Consider the following 16,950-nt stretch of genomic DNA (forward strand, 5'->3'; position numbering starts at 1 on the left):
CTGCGGAGGTACGATAATGTCTCTTGTTGTCGCAAAATTTGGTGGTACCTCAGTCGCCGATTACGGTGCAATGAATCGCTGCGCCGATATCGTACTGGGCAATCCCGATTGTCGTTTAGTGGTGGTTAGCGCCTCCAGTGGCGTGACTAACCTCTTGGTTGAACTCACTCAAGAGTCAATGAACGACGATGGTCGTTTACAGCGCTTAAAGCAAATTGCGCAAATTCAATACGCTATCTTAGATAAACTGGGTCGCCCCAACGACGTAGCTGCGGCATTGGATAAGCTGTTAAGCCGTATGGCGGTATTGAGCGAAGCGCTAGCATCCCAGCGCAGCAAGGCCACCATGGATGAGTTATTGTCCCTTGGCGAGCAGTGCTCGTCGGCATTATTTGCGGCGGTATTGCGGGAAAAAGGCGCTAACTCGAGTGCCTTCGATGTGCGCAGAGTGCTGCGCACCGACAGCCATTTTGGCCGCGCCGAGCCACAGGTTGAGCAAATTGCCATTCTCTCACGTGAGCATTTACTGCCGCTGTTATCTGAACAAGTGATTGTGACTCAAGGCTTTATTGGCTCAGATGAGGCAGGGCAAACCACCACGCTTGGCCGTGGCGGTAGCGACTATTCTGCGGCACTGTTAGCCGAAGCCTTAAAAGCCTCTGCGGTTGAGATTTGGACCGATGTGGCCGGGATTTACACGACCGATCCGCGCCTTGCGCCAAACGCGCACCCTATTGCCGAAATCAGTTTTAACGAAGCCGCCGAAATGGCGACTTTCGGTGCTAAAGTGCTGCATCCTGCGACGATTCTGCCTGCTGTGCGCCAGCAAATTCAAGTGTTTGTCGGCTCGAGTAAGGAGCCTGAAAAGGGCGGTACTTGGATCCGTCATCAGGTTGAAGATGCGCCCGTGTTTCGCGCGGTTGCGCTGCGCCGCGACCAAACGCTACTCAATTTACACAGCCTGCAAATGTTGCATGCACAGGGCTTCTTGGCTGAAACCTTTGCCACCTTGGCAAGGCATAAGATCAGTGTGGACTTGATCACCACCTCCGAAGTTAACGTATCGCTCACTCTAGATAAAACTGGCTCTGATTCGAGCGGCCAGGGGCTATTGAGCGAAGCGCTGTTGCAGGAATTATCACAGCATTGCCGCGTGCGTGTTGAAGATGGTTTAGCACTGGTGGCGATTATCGGTAACCGCATTGCCACCACAGCGGGCATTTGTCGCCGAGTGTTTGAAGTGCTCGAGCCCCACAATGTGCGCATGATCTGCCAAGGTGCCAGCCCACATAACTTGTGCGTATTGGTAGCCGAATCTGAAGCGGCGCAAGTGGTTAAAGCGCTGCACGAAAACCTGTTCGAAGGTGCGTAATATGCAACCGACTGCGTCGTCTTTAACCATTGGGGAGCTTGCCGCAGGGCAAGCACTCACCCTGCCGATTTACCACTTTAAGCCAAGTGGCCATGCCGCTGGCCCTAAAGTGTATATTCAGGCCAATGTCCACGGCGCCGAGGTGCAGGGCAACGCGGTGATTTTTCAGTTGATGAAGCAGCTCGAGCGCTGCGACATCTTAGGGGAAATAACCTTAGTGCCCTTGGCAAATCCGCTGGGGATCAATCAAAAGAGTGGCGAGTTTACGCTGGGGCGTTTTGACCCTATCACAGGGGCAAACTGGAACCGCGAGTACTTAAATCACTCGATTGATTTAGCCGCTTGGTACCGTGAGCATGCTGAGCTGAGCGATAGCGCGCTTATCCAAGCTTACCGCAGCACTTTAGTCGAGGCGTGTCAGCAGCGTTTACGCAATGAGTGGGGCGTGACGACTGGCCACAGATTAGCGGTTAACCTGCAGGCCATGGCCCACGAGGCGGATATAGTACTCGATCTGCATACTGGGCCTAAATCCTGTAAACACTTGTATTGCCCAGAATATGATATTGCGGCGGCGCAGTATTTCTCGATTCCTTACACCTTAGTGATCCCCAATAGTTTTGGCGGGGCTATGGATGAAGCGGCATTTTGCCCTTGGTGGCAATTGAGTGAAGTCGCGAAAGCACAGGGGCGAGATCTCGAGATTGCCGTTTCGGCCTTTACCTTAGAACTGGCGAGCCAAGAACGCATTTGCCTCGAGGATGCTTTAGTCGATGCTCAGGGGATTTTGGCCTACTTGAGTCATCGTGGGGTGATCGCCGAGCGAGTGGCGCCCGCAAAGATGCCGCGTTTTGGCTGTTATCTTAAGGATTACAAAAAGTACCATGCGCCTATGGCGGGATTGGTGGAATATGTGGCGCCCGTGGGAGAGCAACTGGCGGCGGGTGAGACCTTAGTTAATCTGCTGCGCCTTGACTTATATGGTAGTGAGCGGGAGCTGACGGCGCTTAGCTTGCCGCAGGATTGTGTGCCCATACTCCATTTTGCCTCGGCGTCAGTGCATCAAGGCACCGAGCTGTATAAAGTCATGACAAATCTGTTTGAGTTGCCGCAGTAACGGCAATCCACAAAACAAAACGCCAATCATGTGATTGGCGTTTTTTATTCCAATCTACAACCACTTAAAGCGATAGAAGAGTGCCATTTGCAGGGCGACCAGCGAGATAAGAATGCCGCAGAAGGTCGCAAAGGCCCAAGTGTTATCCGCACCGGGAATGCCGCCAATATTCACCCCAAGCAAGCCGGTTAAAAAGCCTAGCGGTAAGAAGATTGCCGAGACTAAGGATAAGAAATACAAGCGCTTGTTTAGCTGCTCCGATTGTTGGCTGAGTAATTCTTCCTGGGTCACATTGGCTCGGTCACGCAGGGCGTCTAAGTCTTCAATGGTGCGGATCAGTTTGTCCGTGGTTTCACGCATCTTGAGTCTTTCGGGCTCGTTAAACAGCACAAATTGATCGGACAGCATCTTAGCGTAAGCTTCTTTCTGCGGGCCTAAATAACGTCGTAGCGCCACGGTTTGCCTGCGTAGCTCGGCGATATCTGTGCGTAAGTCTTTTACATTGCCAGAGACTACTTGTTCTTCTAACTCAGACAGCTGCTCTTCGAGGGTGTCGATAAAATCCACTTTACGGGTGGTGAGTCTTTCGCATACGGCGACGATAAAGTCCCCTGTGGTGGTGGGGCCTGCGCCTTCCATAATGAGTTCGGCAACATCTTTGACTGAGAGCAACTCACGATCGCAGGTTGAGATAATCCGCTGTTTATCGGCGTAAATACGCACCGCGACCATGTCTTCTGGGGCTGAATTGGGGTTTAAGTTAACCCCGCGTAGGGCCAGCAAAACGCCTTCACCAGCCAGTACGGCCCGCGGGCGAGTATCCTGGGCGAGCAGGGCGTCACTTTCGACTTTATTCAAGCCGCTATTTAATACCCAGTGGCGGGCTTTTTTGTGGCGATAACGTAGGTGTATCCAGATCAGCCCATCATTGGGATCCCAGTTCTCAAGCTCTTCTGGGGTTAAGGTTGACCCCGCGCGCGCGCCGCTAAGCACTAAGCTGTAGATAAATCCATCGTGCATATCGCATTCCATCTCTTGCTAAATCATGGACTCAAGCTAACTGATTTCGTTGTGAAAATGAAGTCTAGGCGATGATTGTGCTGACAATTGCAGCCCTTGGTGGGGCTAAATTGCTGGCCAAGCAAGTTACGATGAAATAGATTAAAATTAGCCATAGTTGTAATGCATTGAGAAGATAAAATGGAATATGAATTTCGGCGTAACAGTTTGACGGGCACTTATTTAGCCAGCTTTAGTATGGACCATGAAGTGCTGGGCCAATGGTTTTCGGAAGAGTTAGGGCCAGAGTTAGCCAAAATTCAACAAGTGCTCGATATTATCAAAGAAATTCAAGCGGGTAAGCGTGATTCTTGGCGGTTAATTGGCGGCGATCTCACCCTAGATCTGGATGAAGAGCAGGCGCGCATTTATGCCAATGCCTTAGGTTTTGAGCAAGAGTATGAACTCGAGGAATCGATGTCCCTCTACGATGCGGAATCGGAAGCCTATTGTGGATTAGAAGATTTAGAGGAAGCTCTGCTAAGTTGGTATGAGTTTGTGCAAAAAGGGCGATAGCACAAATTTCTACTCCTGCAGACAATAAAGGCAATCGATTGATTGCCTTTGTTTTTTAGCTTAGTGCTGAACCACTCGATTTGAAGCGTTAGTTGTTCAGATACCTTACCGCCATTTCGGTTCTCGACTTGGCATTGGCCTTACGCAGCAGATTTTTAACGTGTACTTTTACCGTGCCTTCACTGATATGTAAGTGCTCTGAAATCATCCGGTTACTTAACCCTTCTGCCAGCTGTTGCAGGATCTGTAGTTCCCTTGGCGTGAGGCTTGAAATCCATTCCTGCTCATCGGCGGCATTTTTAAGCTCGTACAGATATTCTTCAACTTCATCGCTGATCACTCTGTGGCCCAACATGGCATTTTTGAGCTTATCGAGCAGCAGATCCGGCTCGGTATCTTTAAGCAAATATCCGTCGGCGCCCGCGCGTAGCAGTCGAATAACATCTTGTTTGGCATCCGACACTGTGAGGATTACTATCCGTGAGGTCACGCCTTCCTGGCGCATGGCATTGAGGGTATCGAGTCCTGTCATTCCCTTCATATTCAGATCCAGCAGTACAATATCGGGCTCATCGGTGGCAACGGCGCTTAAGGCATCTAAGCCTCCGCCGACTTCGCCGAAGAGACTAAAATCTGGATCGGAGGCGATCAGTTGGCAGATCCCTTTACGTAGGAGGGGATGGTCATCGACCACGAGGACTGAATAAGGTTTACCCATGTGTAGGCTCCTGTTGGGAAGGGAAGATTAAAGTAACTTTGGTTCCCTGTGACAAATTGGATTTGTTATTAGACGCTAAGGGCACATCCGGTTGTTCTTGGTCTAGTTGTTCGGTAATTCCCTTGCTATTAGTGTGCGTATCATTGCTACTAAATACAACAGTACCGGCTAATTTACTGGCACGCTCATGCATGATCCCTATGCCAAAGTGTTGATCCCGCTCCTTTAGATAGCCAATTCCTATACCGTTATCGCTCACACTGATATTGACCATGCCATTGTCATCTTTATAACAGCGAATATTGATCTGGCTGGCATTGGCATGTTTTATCGCGTTGAGTGTAGCCTCACGGGTGATCTGCAGAATATGAATATGCTGCTTCGCCTCGAGCCATTGGGGCGAGAGTTTGTAATCGAGATGGATCTTGATATCGGTATTGGCCCTAAGCTGTTCTAGCATGGCTTCCATCGCGTTCTTCAGATTCGGTTCTTTGATGGTTAATCTGAAGGTGGATAATAACTCCCTGAGCTGTACATAGGCTGTACTGACGCCTTCATTGATTTCCGTCAGTTGCCCCTCGATCGCAGGGCTGCGGCAACTATGATCTAAGTTTTTGCGCAGCAAGCTAATTTGGATTTTGAGGAAGGACAGTACCTGACCGAGGGAGTCGTGTAATTCCCTAGCAATCACTCCGCGTTCTTCCATCAAGGCCAGTTGCTGGCGTTGCTCGGTGGCGTTATGGATGACGATGGAGCGAGTGAGCATGATGGCGAAGTTTTTAAACAGCGGTGTATTCGTATCCTGCGCTGAAATAAGCTCTAAGTAACCTAAATCTGCCTGCTCAAATTGCAGTGGGAAGCGGGTGCTGTTTTGGGTATCTTCTGGCCAGCCACCATCGGCTTCAACCACTTCTAACTCTTGCTCTGGGTACTGAATAATGAGCCGTAAATAGTCGATAGACTCATAATCTTTTAATTGATTTAACGCCGCTCTAAGTGCCTTGTAATCGAGTTTATTCGCGTTAAGCGTCAATAGGTTATCGTATAAAAACGCGAGTTCATTATTTGCCCTAGTGAGCGCGAGAGTCTTTTCGGCCACTTGGGATTCTAAGTTACCATACAGGGTCGCGAGCTCGCGGGCGGTTTTTTGCAGCGCGTGGGTCAGGGCGGTGAGCTCAATATATTCGGTCTCGGGCATTTCTATCTCGAAGTTACCCTTTGAAATGGTGTTGGCCGATTCCATTAACTGCTGTAAGGGGACAACAACTTTTCGTTTGGTAAAACGTACCGCTAAAAAGGCGATGGCGAGCATTAGCCCGAGTCCAAAGATCTGGCTCGCGGCAAGCAGGCGCAGCTTAAAGGCGGCGTGGTGCTCCATTTCTAACACCAATAAATCAATGGTATCGACAAAGTCCTTGAGCGAGGCGGCGTAATCGCGGGAGTTTTCCTGCTCAATGTAGTACTTCATCACCAGCCATTTATCGATAACGAGCTGATACTGATCGGCGATTTTTTTCGGGCTAAGCCAACCTGTGGAAGGTTGCAATGCCTCGGAGTGCAAGGTGTTTTCAAACTCGGCAATCTTCTCTTGGGCGGCGTCACTGCCCGAATTGGCATAAAACATCAGCCGATAACTTTGCATCCGCAGTGAACCCGAGGCGTTGATGGCCTTTGCATCGCCTAAACTGTAAGACAAATTGATGATTGCGAAGATGGCCAAGCTGCTAGAAAGCAAAATCAGTACTAACATTAAACCCAAAATTTTAGAGGTAAGGCTGCCTCGTTTCATATGTCCATTACCTAATATATGGGCCATTGATTTAATGGCACTTTAGTCGTGTTTTACATTAGAAAATAATGTACTACATTAACGAAAACATAAAAGTGTGAACAACAACACTATTACATTTTGATCTAGCGCAAACTTCGTTCTAGATACCCCCTAAGAGGTATGTCTTTGGAGGGTTTAAGCCACTAACTTTGGCCTTGGAGATGTCGTGATTTATTAAAATAATGCAACACGGAGATGAGATGATGAAGAAGATGACAGGTAAGTCCTTTGCACTCAGTGCATTGGTTGCCGCGAGCTTCATGGCGGCGGGTGCGATGGCAAGCGATAAGACCGAGCCACGCAACGAAGTATACAAAGATAAGTTTGCTAATCAATACAATAGCTGGCATGACACCGCAAAAAGTGAAGAGATCACCGACGCATTAGCGGGCGATCCTAGCTTAGTAATTCTGTGGGCCGGTTATGGTTTCGCAAAAGACTACAACGCACCTCGCGGCCACATGTATGCCGTGACTGACGTTCGTAACACCCTACGTACTGGCGCACCAGCCAATGCCGAAGACGGCCCAATGCCAATGGCATGTTGGAGCTGTAAGAGCCCTGATGTACCTCGTCTGATCGAAGAACAAGGCGAAGAGGGTTACTTCAAAGGCAAGTGGGCTAAAGGTGGTCCAGAAGTCGTTAACACTATCGGTTGTAGCGACTGCCACGAAAAAGGCACCCCAAAACTACGCATTTCACGTCCATTCGCTGAGCGCGCAATGGAAACTATCGGCACACCATTCGACAAAGCTTCGAAGAAAGACAAGCAATCTATGGTTTGCGGTCAGTGCCACGTTGAATACTATTTCGAGAAGAAAGACGATCGCAAAGGTTTCGTAAAATTCCCATGGGATTCAGGTACTACTGTTGAACAAATGGAAGCTTACTACGATGCTATCGAGTTCTCTGACTGGACTCATGCGCTGTCTAAGACACCAATGCTGAAGGCACAACACCCTGGTTATGAAACTTGGAAACTGGGCGTACACGGTAAGAATGATGTGAGCTGTGTTGACTGTCACATGCCTAAAGTGACTAACGACAAAGGTCGTAAGTACACAGATCATAAAGTGGGTAACCCATTCGATCGCTTCGACGAAACCTGTGCAACTTGCCATAGCCAAAGCAAAGAGTTCTTAGAAGGCATCACTAAAGAGCGTTATGCCAAAGTGAAAGAGCTGAAAGCTCGCGCTGAAGGTCAATTAGTGAAAGCACACTTCGAAGCCGCTAAAGCGTGGGAAGTGGGTGCCACCGAAGCTGAAATGAAGCCAATCCTGACTGATATCCGTCACGCTCAATGGCGCTGGGACTTCGCGATTGCTTCTCACGGTGTTGCGGCTCACGCGCCAGAAGAAGCACTGCGTATCCTAGGTACTGCGGTTGATAAAGCGGCTGATGCTCGCGTGAAATTAGCCCAATTACTGGCGAAGAAAGGCGTGACTGACGCGGTTGCTATCCCTGATATCTCTACCAAAGCGAAAGCTCAAGCTGCACTGGGTATGGACATGGACAAGATGAATGCAGAGAAAGAAGCATTCAAGAAAGACGTGTTACCTAAGTGGGATGAAGAAGCGAAAAAACGCGAAGCAACTTACAAGTAAACATCCTTGAATATGAGCTAACCCCTCATAGTAAAGTCCCCGCAATTTAGGTTGCGGGGGCTTTTTATTTTAACGGTCGATTTGTTTGTTCGGGCTTATTCAAGCTAGATGCTTGTTTGGCATTAACAAGGCATGACGGCATCACAGCCACAGTGCTTGCTTTTACAGAATCAATTTAAGCCTCTGGCTTGCGGATGAACTCCCGCTCAAACTGCGCTGGCGTCATGGGTTTACCATAGAGGTAGCCTTGGCCTAAATCGCATTCTTCACTGCGGATAAAACTGTCCTGATGGGTGTTTTCAACTCCCTCGGCAATCACCTTCAGTTTGAGCTTTTTACCTATGGCGATAATGGCCTTAGTTAACTCCCTGTCCTGCTCGCTGTTTTCGAGCTTACTGATAAAGCAGCGGTCGATTTTTAAGGTATCGAAGGAATACTTTTGCAGATAGCTTAGGGAAGAGTAGCCGGTGCCAAAATCATCGAGTGAGATGCGGATCCCCAGTTCCTGCAATTGCTGAATAGCGTTATGGGCTAAGTGCTCGTCCTGCAATAGCATTCCTTCGGTGATCTCGAGCTCCAGTGCCGTGGCAGGTAATTGGTACAGGGTTAGTAGCTCGGCAATATGTTCGGCAAAGCGGGGATTACGCATTTGTACGGGGGAGATATTGATGGCGATTTTAAAGTCCCGCTGCAGTATTCGGCACCAGTCGGCGGCTTGTTTAATGGCGCTGTGGAGCACAAAGTTACCTATCTCCATGATTTGCCCATTACGTTCGGCCAAGGCGATAAATCGGTCGGGGGTAACTTGTCCTAGCACGGGATTGTGCCAACGCAGCAGCGCTTCTGCGCCAATCACTTTGTGAGTCTTGAGTTCGATAAAGGGTTGGTAGTGCAAGCTTAATTCATTGTTTCTCAGGGCATCGACTAAGTGCGACTCGAGTTGATAGCGCTGGCTCAGTGCGATTTGGGTGTCTTGATTGAAAAAGCTGTAGGGAATGCCTTCGGCCTTGCTGATGGTCATGGCAGCTCCGGCTTTTTGCAGCAGGGTTGCGGCATCGATACCGTCGCTTGGCGCCTGTGCTATGCCGATTGACGAGGGAATAGTGATCACGAAGTCTGCGATACCAAAGGGGGAATTGCAGCAGTTGATGATCTGATTCAGCAGTTTGTGAGTCTCACGCTGTGAGGGCTTATGGGCTTGCACTAGCACAAACTCCGCCCCCGCGATGCGGGCAATAAAGGTATGACCGTCTGTGCAATGTTGTAAGCGTTGGCTCAAGATGGTGAGTATCTTATCGCCGATAAGATAACCGTAGCTGTCGTTAATGGATTTAAAGTTACGCAGCCCTAGGTAAAACACTGATATTTTTTCTTTACGATTAATCTCTTCCAGCATATTCGCTAGGGTGTTGATGAGATTGAGCCGGTTGGGTAACCCTGTCAGCGGATCGTAGCTTTTATGATACTCAAGTGAGCTTTCGGTCGTCGTACGGGTTTCAATTTCACGGATTAACTTGGCGCTGAGTTCTGCCAGTTCATGGGTGCGTTGCTGCACTTTCTGTTCGAGTTGTTGGTTATGGAGCTGCAACTTAGCCTGTTGGAACAGAGTGATCAGATTGGTTTCGATAGCATTTTGAAATCGTGCCAATAAACTGCGGAACTGCTGGCTGTAGTTACGCTCCTTACTGTCGAGCATACAAATGGTGCCGAAGGTGCTGTTATCGGGCCAATGCAAGGGCAGGCCGCAGTAGGCTATCATCCCCAGTTTTATGTCGGGATTTTTATCCCAATCGGCATCCTTCAAAGCGTTGGGGATGTGGAGCTCTCGACATTCTTTCATCACGGTTTCGCAATACAGGCCATGGCCTAAATGCTCTTTATCGTGGGGCTTGTAGGGATTTCCCTGACTATGGCTCGAGGCAAATACTTCAATCTCGGTAGGATGAACACGCATGATAAGCGCGGCCGGCGTATCCACTATCTCGGAGAGCAGATCTAAGGTTTGTTGCCAATTCTCTAGCATCTCAGGCGGCACGGTAATCTTGCCTGTATCAATAGCGATATCCGCGAATAAACGTTCTTTTTGAGATTGTTGGAGGGCAAACTTGTAGGGCATTTGAGGCTCATCCAAAAAGCACTTTGTTATTTATACACTATAGCCTTTTTCTTCGTTTTCGAGTTTACCACCACGATTAAGTTTGCTTTAATTTGTAACTGATATGTTAATTTCTGTGTTTTAATTTCCTTAAGCTTTTGATAAGAATTCGCCCGTAGTCTGGTGCTGGGTATTTTGGCGAGTGGATAACTAAGTGCATCACACTATGAAAAGTAATGTTAGGACGACATTTTTCAGCTTCGCAAAGGGACATTTGCTTGCACCTTGGCTTGTGTTTGCGGTGATTATTTTTTGGCTCGAACTGACCCATGCCGATATGCGATTCGCCAGCTTGTTATTTCACTGGCAGGGTGGGGTCGATTCTTGGCCTTTGCGTGGCCATTGGTTGACTGAGAATCTACTGCATGTCACTGGGCGAAATCTGGTGATTCTGCTTGCCGTTGTCGTGGTTAGCTGCATTGGCTTAAGCTTTCGCGTCGACAAGTTGCGACCTTATCGTAAAGGTTTTATCTATTTGTTTTGCAGTGTGCTAGCGAGTGTGGTCTTGGTGCGCCTTGGTAAGAGTCTTACCCATATGACTTGTCCCTGGGATGTGCTTGAGTTTGGCGGTCGCATGCTGCACTCATCCCTATTTGCTCGCTTGCCAGAGGGGGCTGAGTTTGGTCAGTGTTTCCCCGGTGGACATTCGAGCGGCGGTTTTGCTTGGGTAGCAAGCTATTATGTGCTGAAGGAATACCGACCCCAGTATGCTAAGACCGGCTTAATCTTCGGTATTGTTTTAGGTGCGCTGTTTGGTTTTGCGCAGGAGCTTCGTGGTGCCCATTTCTTAAGCCATGATTTATGGAGTTTGGCCATCGCTTGGACATCCGCTAGCTTGCTCTATTATGGCTTCTTCCTGCGTGTGCCCAAGGTCAACAAGATTAAAGTCGCCAACAAAATCAGTATTATTAGTACCAAAGAAGCCATCTCTAAGTGATGGCTTATCCTCCAAGTAACTCTGAGACGAACGCTTAGAAGCGAAACTCAAAGCGGATATCACCTCGGCGAAGGCGTAGTCTTTCGTCGAGGAGATGGTTTTTCTCGTTCAATAGGGTGTTCTTTTGCTTTAGCAGTTCGGCTTTATCGGTGAGGTTGTTTAGCTTGTTGTTGATGCTACTGATCTCGCTATCGATGGCATTTAAGCGGTCGGCAATTTCGGCTAGACGTTTATTCACCAGATACTGCTCGTGTCCTTGGTTATAACGCTCAACAAACTGATTGTTGCTACAAACGCCATAGTAATTCTCTCCAGCTAAACCTACACGGTAGCCATTTTCGGGCAGACAATAGCTGATAAGTCCCTGCTGATATCCCTGTTGCCACTGGGCTGCATCCACTCTGAGATTAAACTCACGACAATCCTGCTGATACTGATTGAGCTGGCTCGCGTTAGCGCCCCGATTACCGTCGGCTAAACCCGTGGCGTACCAGTCATTATCTCGACATTCCTCGAGTGAGAGGCTAGTGCATTGGGTGAGGGAGAGGGCGGTAAGAGCCAAAGCAAAATTAAGGTAGCGCATTCTAAAATCTGACAAGTCACAAAATGGCATCAGCATAAAGCCTAGGGAAGGGGAGAGCTAGCGCTATATTTCGCCGCGAATACGGTTAGCTGGCGCAGAATTCAGGGCAACTTTTCCTATCTGAGTCACAACTTACTCGCTGTGATAATGCTAAGGTATTGAGTTAATGTTAGTTTTACTTTTCAGTATCTTGTATTGGAAATCCTTATGTTGGCTCCGCTGCCGCCATCAGATAGCTCGCCCTTGGGAGTAAAACGGTCTGCGCCGCACATGGCGACGACTTCTACGTCTTCTCAAGAGGTGCAAGCAGAACTTAAAAAAGGCACTGAACCTCAAGAATCGAGTGATAACAATACTCCGACAGAGGTCGGTGCCCTGCAATCTTTCGCCCATGGCGCACTTGGTTTGGCAGAACCTAAGACCCCTGAACCTCTTTGTGATCGCGAAACTCCACCTCAAGAGGGCAACCAAGGCTACTACAAAGCCGGGCAATTGCTGAAAGTCGCCGCAACCGTGGGCAGTGTGATAGCACTCTTTGTATAAATCACAATGGATTTCAGTGTCTTGTTGCATGAGTCAATCGATGCGCTCGTTAAGCCAAGGTACAGGCAATAAGAGGTAATTTTCAGCAGCTTTACTGACGGTAAATCCACTGCGTTTTGCTATTGTGTTCCTGCACGAGGTGCTTTAGTTTTTACTGAAGTCAGGTATCTTTAACTGAATCTTTTTATCTATTCTCTTTATAAGGCTGCTTTTATATGAAGATTTGCCCGGCACATTCCATCTTACGCCTAAGTAAGGTATAAGGTCGGTATGAAAACTCCTAAACGAATCCAACCTCTGGTTGATGAAGGGCTGGTTGACGAAGTCATTAGCCAACTGATGAGCGGTAAAGAGGCTACAGTGTACGTGGTACGCTGTGGTGAGGATATTCGCTGCGCCAAGGTATATAAGGAAGCGGAGAAACGCAGTTTTAAGCAGGCGGTGGTTTACCAAGAGGGACGTAAAGTCCGTAATAGCCGCCGCGCTAGGGCGATGGAGAAAGGCTCTAAGTTTGGCCGCGAACAGATGGAAGAGGCTTGGCAGAGCGCCGAGGTCGATGCGCTGTTTCGTTTAGCCGATGCGGGAGTCAGAGTGCCTACGCCCTTTGGCTGTTTCGATGGCGTATTGTTGATGGAACTCGTCACCGACAGCGAAGGCCATGTTGCGCCCCGTTTGAATGATGTGAGTTTCAGTGCCGAGCAAGCCATCCACGACCATGGGTTAGTGATGACCTATGTTAAACGTATGCTCTGCGCAGGTTTAGTCCATGGCGACTTATCCGAATTTAACGTCCTAGTGGATGCTAATGGCCCGGTGATTATCGATTTACCTCAGGCCGTCGATGCCGCAGCCAACAACCATGCGAAATGGATGCTGGAGCGTGATGTTAATAACATGACGCAATATTACGGTCAGTACGCCCCCGAGCTACTCAAGACCCAATATGCCAAAGAAATGTGGGCGCTGTTTGAGGCGGGACAATTAAAAGCGGATACGCCGCTCACGGGTAAATTTACCGAAGTATTAGTCGATGCCGATGTCAATTCTGTATTGGATGAAATTCAAGCCGCCTATGATGAGGCGCAGGAGCGCAAGCTGCGACTTCAAGAAGCTAACGAAAACTATTAGCTGACATCCTAATAAAAAAGACGCTGATAAGCGTCTTTTTTATTGGAGAATATTATTAACGTGTTGATTTTGAATATCTCACATTGCCATCCTTGGCATGGGCACTCAGCCCCTTCCTTTCCATTGAACCACTTAATAAAAGGACAAGACCAAAGGGAGAAAATATGTTGGATTGGTCGGAGAGTACAATCGACATATTTAATCTTTGGGGGAGATAACTCCCTCGAGCCTTGCCGAAACCTTAGGTGTTGCAAGCAACACAGCCATCCGTGGCGCGCTATCCTAGCCTAGCGCTGGATCGTCATTGATCCGTGAATAAAAGGACAAGACCCAAGAGGGTAATATGTTCGTGACTTGGGGGAGCACAATTCACATATTTGATCTTTGGGGGAGATAACTCCCTCTAAAGCCTTGTCAAAACCTTTCTTTTGTTGCTACTGCATACCCTTTGAGCATTAAGTTGACAGAGTCGGATAGTAAACAGCACAGTTATTATTGTTATTTGTACGATTTATATCTTAGGTCGTTGGGGAGCGATAATAGATACCCATCCGACCCTGTCTAAACTGTTATTGATCACGCATTCTATTTATTGGATGACAAGGCCGGACGTAAAAGGGCGCTGTTATTATTGTTTTTAGCACAACTTTCATACCGCGTTAGACCTACAGGGCAATATGCAATGGGGTCCGGCCTTGTCGATAAGGGCACTGGGCGAGGTTACCTCAACCTATAGTGCGTAATTCACTGTTTAGCTGTTTAATACGTTTCTGCAACTGCGCAATTTCAGAGATTAAAGCGCACTCCCTTTGCTGCGGCTGTTGCTCACTTTCCCTTACCCATTGGTAAACCGCTTTAGCCGAAATACCGTACTGTCGTGCGACATCAGAGAGTAATCTGCCTTTGACTTTCACTTCAAAAATAACGTCAGGTTTAAGACTATGATTGGCGATTCCCATGGGTTATCCCTCTTACTCTATGTTCTGTCTGCTTGCTGGTTCTTTCGGTGCTTTCCTTGGTGATTAATGACGCTGTTCTATATCCCACTGGCTATGTCCTAGGTGGCGCAGGGACAACCATTCGTGGCGACAATGACTAATAAGTTTCATCAGATGTTTCATCTCTATTCTCCTCAATCCACTTAGGGATTGTGCTTCGATTACATGCCTCACAACGGGCACTTAGATTAACGTCCATTGATGTCAAACAGCTTACATAAGGTGTTGAGTGAGTGGCTTTGAGCGCCTCTGCTCTTCTACCTATTTATTAGTATGTAAAATCCGTGCCAACATTTATAAATTTATATTTATATTAAAAATCATAAACTTATTAAAATGTTTCAAACGGTGACTTTTTTAAGCCATGTCTGAAACGGTGCAGCTTGCACTATTTCAGTGCTTTTACTCTAAATGTTGTACAGATGATCTTAAGATGTTTTTATTTAGTGTTGTTTTCGATTGGATCAGTCATAAACTGAGCAAAGAAGCGATTAAAGATTGTCTCAAAAGAGAATGCTTATATACTGCGATTTTTTATGGTGTCCTTTGGCGACTTGCCACGCCCTTTGCCTTTTGGCGGGCAAATACCATCATCAATCATGTTATGAGGTCATAAATGATGAAGCCTTCTCTGATCAAATCACTGCCAGCATCTAAGCTTGCGATTGTTGTGGTGACAGGCGCCTTGATTGCGTCTGGCTGTTCTACAGTCAATCCCTATACCAATGAGCAACAAACGGCAAAAGCAACGACGGGCGCCTTAATTGGTGCGGTTGCCGGCGCGGCTGTTGGGGTTGCGTCCTCTAGCAAGAGCGACCGTGGTAAAGGTGCTTTAATTGGTGCCGCCTCAGGCGCCGCCGTCGGTGGTGGTATTGGTTACTACATGGATGTGCAAGAAACCAAACTGCGCCAACAACTGGCCTCGACAGGCGTGAGTGTGACCCGCGACGGTGACAATATTGTTCTCAATATGCCAAACGAAGTGACCTTTGGTGTCGACCAAACTGAGCTGAGTGATGGCGCTAAACGCGTACTTAACTCAGTGGCGCTGGTGGCCAAGGAATACAGCAAGACTCAACTGAACGTATTAGGTTACACCGACAGCAGCGGCTCAGATTCTTACAACCTACGTTTATCACAAGTCCGCGCCAGCGAAGTGGGCAACTACCTGATGAGCAAAGGCGTGGCTTCTGCTCGCGTTAAATCTAAGGGCATGGGTGAGGCGAGTCCTATCGCATCGAATGCGAATGCCGCAGGTCGCGCGCAAAACCGTCGAGTGGAAATTGTGTTAACCCCAACGGGGCAATAATTTCCATAAAATAAGAGTCGCCTACGGGCGACTTTTTACTCTCTGCACTCGCTGATTCTTTGCATTAGGCAACATTTTGCATTCGGGGACAATTTGTCCATTCACCTAAACAACTTAAGTGATCTTGGCCACAATCGTCCCGATTTGAATTTATCCAGCAGCGGTAATACTTGATCCGCTAAAGGTTTTGCCGTCTTGTATGCACTAGGACATTTTCCTGTGCAAACGGAGATAACAGCATGGCAAAACAGGGTTTAGTGTTAGCAATCAGTTTAGGGTCGACATTGATGGCGGGAATGGTACAAGGCGCGCCAACGAGCGCTGAGGTGACAACCCCTATTGAACTCAGGGCTGCAGGCAGTTTAAAGGCGGCGATGAACGATATTATTGCCGCTTATCAAGCGAAATCCGACGCTAAAGTCGCGGCGCAATATGCGCCTTCGGGCTTATTACTCAAGCGGATCCAAGAGGGTGAGCGAGTGGATATTTTCGCTTCGGCGAATATGAAACACCCGCAGGCCTTAGTCGATGCGGGAGCGGGTCAACAGGTGCAAATGTTTGCCCGTAACCAGCTCTGTGCCATTGCCCTGGCGGATGTACCACTCACCAGTGCGAACTTATTAGACACCCTGCTCGCGCCGCAAATTAAGCTTGGTACGTCAACTCCAAAAGCCGATCCCGCGGGGGATTATGCTTGGGCAGTGTTTGCGAAAGCCGAGGCTTTAAAAGCTAATGCAAAAACCACATTAGAAACCAAAGCCTTGCAGCTAACGGGTGGGCCAGAGAGTGCTAAACCACCCAAAGATCGCAATCCCTATGCTTGGGTGATGGAAAATAAGCTGGCGGACGTATTCTTAACCTATTGCACCAATGCGGTGCTGGCACAAAAAGAAGTGCCTAGCCTCAAGATTGTCGATTTACCGCCAGAGTTAGCCGTTGGCGCCGACTATGGCCTATTGGTGTTAAAGGATGCCAATAGTGCGGCCGCGCCTCTGGCCGAGTTTATTTTATCCCCTGATGGACAAGCGATTTTAACGGGCTATGGCTTTCAGCCGCCTAAAAAATAGTGCTAATCGTCTA

At 48.3% G+C, this 16,950-nt stretch carries 15 protein-coding genes; 9 read left to right on the forward strand and 6 right to left on the reverse strand.

Going from position 1 to position 16,950, the window contains the following annotated elements; translation table 11 throughout:
• The first annotated feature begins 16 nt into the window (after positions 1–16).
• Both lysC and SHEWANA3_RS03445 read left to right on the forward strand, forming a co-directional pair.
• Complete coding sequence (gene lysC / locus SHEWANA3_RS03440) at positions 17–1,372, forward strand: lysine-sensitive aspartokinase 3 (protein WP_011621451.1); 1,356 nt, start codon at positions 17–19, stop codon at positions 1,370–1,372.
• Between the two features lies 1 nt (position 1,373).
• Positions 1,374–2,489, forward strand: a complete 1,116-nt coding sequence (locus SHEWANA3_RS03445; RefSeq protein WP_011715832.1) for a succinylglutamate desuccinylase/aspartoacylase family protein — start codon at positions 1,374–1,376, stop codon at positions 2,487–2,489.
• A gap of 54 nt (positions 2,490–2,543) precedes the next feature.
• Here the strand turns inward: SHEWANA3_RS03445 and SHEWANA3_RS03450 are convergent, their stop codons facing one another.
• Positions 2,544–3,509, reverse strand: coding sequence for a zinc transporter ZntB (locus tag SHEWANA3_RS03450; RefSeq protein WP_041412541.1), 966 nt, complete (start codon positions 3,507–3,509; stop codon positions 2,544–2,546).
• A gap of 180 nt (positions 3,510–3,689) precedes the next feature.
• On the opposite strand from SHEWANA3_RS03450, the gene SHEWANA3_RS03455 reads away from it, so the two are divergent.
• A complete protein-coding gene (locus tag SHEWANA3_RS03455; RefSeq protein ID WP_011715834.1) occupies positions 3,690–4,064 on the forward strand; it encodes a YacL family protein in 375 nt (124 codons plus the stop codon).
• An 88-nt stretch (positions 4,065–4,152) separates the two neighbouring features.
• Here SHEWANA3_RS03455 and SHEWANA3_RS03460 read toward each other — a convergent pair whose 3' ends face one another.
• Both SHEWANA3_RS03460 and narQ read right to left on the reverse strand, forming a co-directional pair.
• Complete coding sequence (locus tag SHEWANA3_RS03460) at positions 4,153–4,782, reverse strand: response regulator (RefSeq protein WP_011621455.1); 630 nt, start codon at positions 4,780–4,782, stop codon at positions 4,153–4,155.
• Positions 4,775–6,571 (reverse strand): nitrate/nitrite two-component system sensor histidine kinase NarQ, encoded by a 1,797-nt coding sequence (gene narQ, locus SHEWANA3_RS03465; RefSeq protein WP_011715835.1) that lies wholly within the window; start codon positions 6,569–6,571, stop codon positions 4,775–4,777. Before narQ ends, SHEWANA3_RS03460 begins: the two co-directional genes overlap by 8 nt.
• Before the next feature lie 242 nt (positions 6,572–6,813).
• Between narQ and nrfA the strand changes: the two genes are divergently transcribed.
• A complete protein-coding gene (gene nrfA, locus SHEWANA3_RS03470) occupies positions 6,814–8,217 on the forward strand; it encodes an ammonia-forming nitrite reductase cytochrome c552 subunit (RefSeq protein WP_041412542.1) in 1,404 nt (467 codons plus the stop codon).
• A gap of 175 nt (positions 8,218–8,392) precedes the next feature.
• Here nrfA and SHEWANA3_RS03475 read toward each other — a convergent pair whose 3' ends face one another.
• The gene (locus SHEWANA3_RS03475; RefSeq protein WP_011715837.1) at positions 8,393–10,333 is read right to left on the reverse strand and encodes a GGDEF domain-containing protein; all 1,941 of its coding nucleotides are present in this window, start codon (positions 10,331–10,333) and stop codon (positions 8,393–8,395) included.
• 205 nt (positions 10,334–10,538) lie between these two features.
• On the opposite strand from SHEWANA3_RS03475, the gene SHEWANA3_RS03480 reads away from it, so the two are divergent.
• Positions 10,539–11,309, forward strand: coding sequence for a phosphatase PAP2 family protein (locus SHEWANA3_RS03480; RefSeq protein ID WP_011715838.1), 771 nt, complete (start codon positions 10,539–10,541; stop codon positions 11,307–11,309).
• A 34-nt stretch (positions 11,310–11,343) separates the two neighbouring features.
• Here SHEWANA3_RS03480 and SHEWANA3_RS03485 read toward each other — a convergent pair whose 3' ends face one another.
• On the reverse strand, positions 11,344–11,892 hold the full coding sequence (locus tag SHEWANA3_RS03485) for a DUF2799 domain-containing protein (RefSeq protein ID WP_041412925.1): 549 nt from the start codon (positions 11,890–11,892) through the stop codon (positions 11,344–11,346).
• Between the two features lie 207 nt (positions 11,893–12,099).
• On the opposite strand from SHEWANA3_RS03485, the gene SHEWANA3_RS03490 reads away from it, so the two are divergent.
• Complete coding sequence (locus SHEWANA3_RS03490) at positions 12,100–12,435, forward strand: hypothetical protein (protein ID WP_244096596.1); 336 nt, start codon at positions 12,100–12,102, stop codon at positions 12,433–12,435.
• A gap of 270 nt (positions 12,436–12,705) precedes the next feature.
• Positions 12,706–13,563 carry a PA4780 family RIO1-like protein kinase gene (locus SHEWANA3_RS03495; RefSeq protein WP_011715841.1) on the forward strand — a complete coding sequence of 286 codons (858 nt, stop codon included), beginning with the start codon at positions 12,706–12,708 and terminating at the stop codon, positions 13,561–13,563.
• A 725-nt stretch (positions 13,564–14,288) separates the two neighbouring features.
• Here SHEWANA3_RS03495 and SHEWANA3_RS03500 read toward each other — a convergent pair.
• On the reverse strand, positions 14,289–14,522 hold the full coding sequence (locus tag SHEWANA3_RS03500) for a transposase (protein WP_011621463.1): 234 nt from the start codon (positions 14,520–14,522) through the stop codon (positions 14,289–14,291).
• A gap of 655 nt (positions 14,523–15,177) precedes the next feature.
• On the opposite strand from SHEWANA3_RS03500, the gene SHEWANA3_RS03510 reads away from it, so the two are divergent.
• Together SHEWANA3_RS03510 and SHEWANA3_RS03515 are read left to right on the forward strand one after the other, a co-directional pair.
• On the forward strand, positions 15,178–15,870 hold the full coding sequence (locus SHEWANA3_RS03510; protein WP_011715842.1) for an OmpA family protein: 693 nt from the start codon (positions 15,178–15,180) through the stop codon (positions 15,868–15,870).
• 239 nt (positions 15,871–16,109) lie between these two features.
• Positions 16,110–16,937 carry a molybdate ABC transporter substrate-binding protein gene (locus SHEWANA3_RS03515; protein WP_011715843.1) on the forward strand — a complete coding sequence of 276 codons (828 nt, stop codon included), beginning with the start codon at positions 16,110–16,112 and terminating at the stop codon, positions 16,935–16,937.
• Positions 16,938–16,950 lie beyond the last annotated feature (13 nt).

Origin of the sequence: Shewanella sp. ANA-3, from assembly GCF_000203935.1 — a bacterium.
Lineage (GTDB): Bacteria > Pseudomonadota > Gammaproteobacteria > Enterobacterales > Shewanellaceae > Shewanella.

Bases quoted from the DNA above. Each gene is read 5' to 3' on its own strand.
- SHEWANA3_RS03500 (WP_011621463.1), bottom strand. From the start codon at position 14,522: ATGGGAATCGCCAATCATAGTCTTAAACCTGACGTTATTTTTGAAGTG.
- SHEWANA3_RS03515 (WP_011715843.1), top strand. From the start codon at position 16,110: ATGGCAAAACAGGGTTTAGTGTTAGCAATCAGTTTAGGGTCGACATTG.
- lysC (WP_011621451.1), top strand. From the start codon at position 17: ATGTCTCTTGTTGTCGCAAAATTTGGTGGTACCTCAGTCGCCGATTAC.
- SHEWANA3_RS03510 (WP_011715842.1), top strand. From the start codon at position 15,178: ATGATGAAGCCTTCTCTGATCAAATCACTGCCAGCATCTAAGCTTGCG.
- SHEWANA3_RS03485 (WP_041412925.1), bottom strand. From the start codon at position 11,892: ATGCGCTACCTTAATTTTGCTTTGGCTCTTACCGCCCTCTCCCTCACC.
- SHEWANA3_RS03475 (WP_011715837.1), bottom strand. From the start codon at position 10,333: ATGCCCTACAAGTTTGCCCTCCAACAATCTCAAAAAGAACGTTTATTC.
- SHEWANA3_RS03450 (WP_041412541.1), bottom strand. From the start codon at position 3,509: ATGCACGATGGATTTATCTACAGCTTAGTGCTTAGCGGCGCGCGCGCG.
- narQ (WP_011715835.1), bottom strand. From the start codon at position 6,571: ATGAAACGAGGCAGCCTTACCTCTAAAATTTTGGGTTTAATGTTAGTA.
- SHEWANA3_RS03455 (WP_011715834.1), top strand. From the start codon at position 3,690: ATGGAATATGAATTTCGGCGTAACAGTTTGACGGGCACTTATTTAGCC.
- SHEWANA3_RS03445 (WP_011715832.1), top strand. From the start codon at position 1,374: ATGCAACCGACTGCGTCGTCTTTAACCATTGGGGAGCTTGCCGCAGGG.
- SHEWANA3_RS03460 (WP_011621455.1), bottom strand. From the start codon at position 4,782: ATGGGTAAACCTTATTCAGTCCTCGTGGTCGATGACCATCCCCTCCTA.
- nrfA (WP_041412542.1), top strand. From the start codon at position 6,814: ATGATGAAGAAGATGACAGGTAAGTCCTTTGCACTCAGTGCATTGGTT.
- SHEWANA3_RS03480 (WP_011715838.1), top strand. From the start codon at position 10,539: ATGAAAAGTAATGTTAGGACGACATTTTTCAGCTTCGCAAAGGGACAT.
- SHEWANA3_RS03495 (WP_011715841.1), top strand. From the start codon at position 12,706: ATGAAAACTCCTAAACGAATCCAACCTCTGGTTGATGAAGGGCTGGTT.
- SHEWANA3_RS03490 (WP_244096596.1), top strand. From the start codon at position 12,100: ATGTTGGCTCCGCTGCCGCCATCAGATAGCTCGCCCTTGGGAGTAAAA.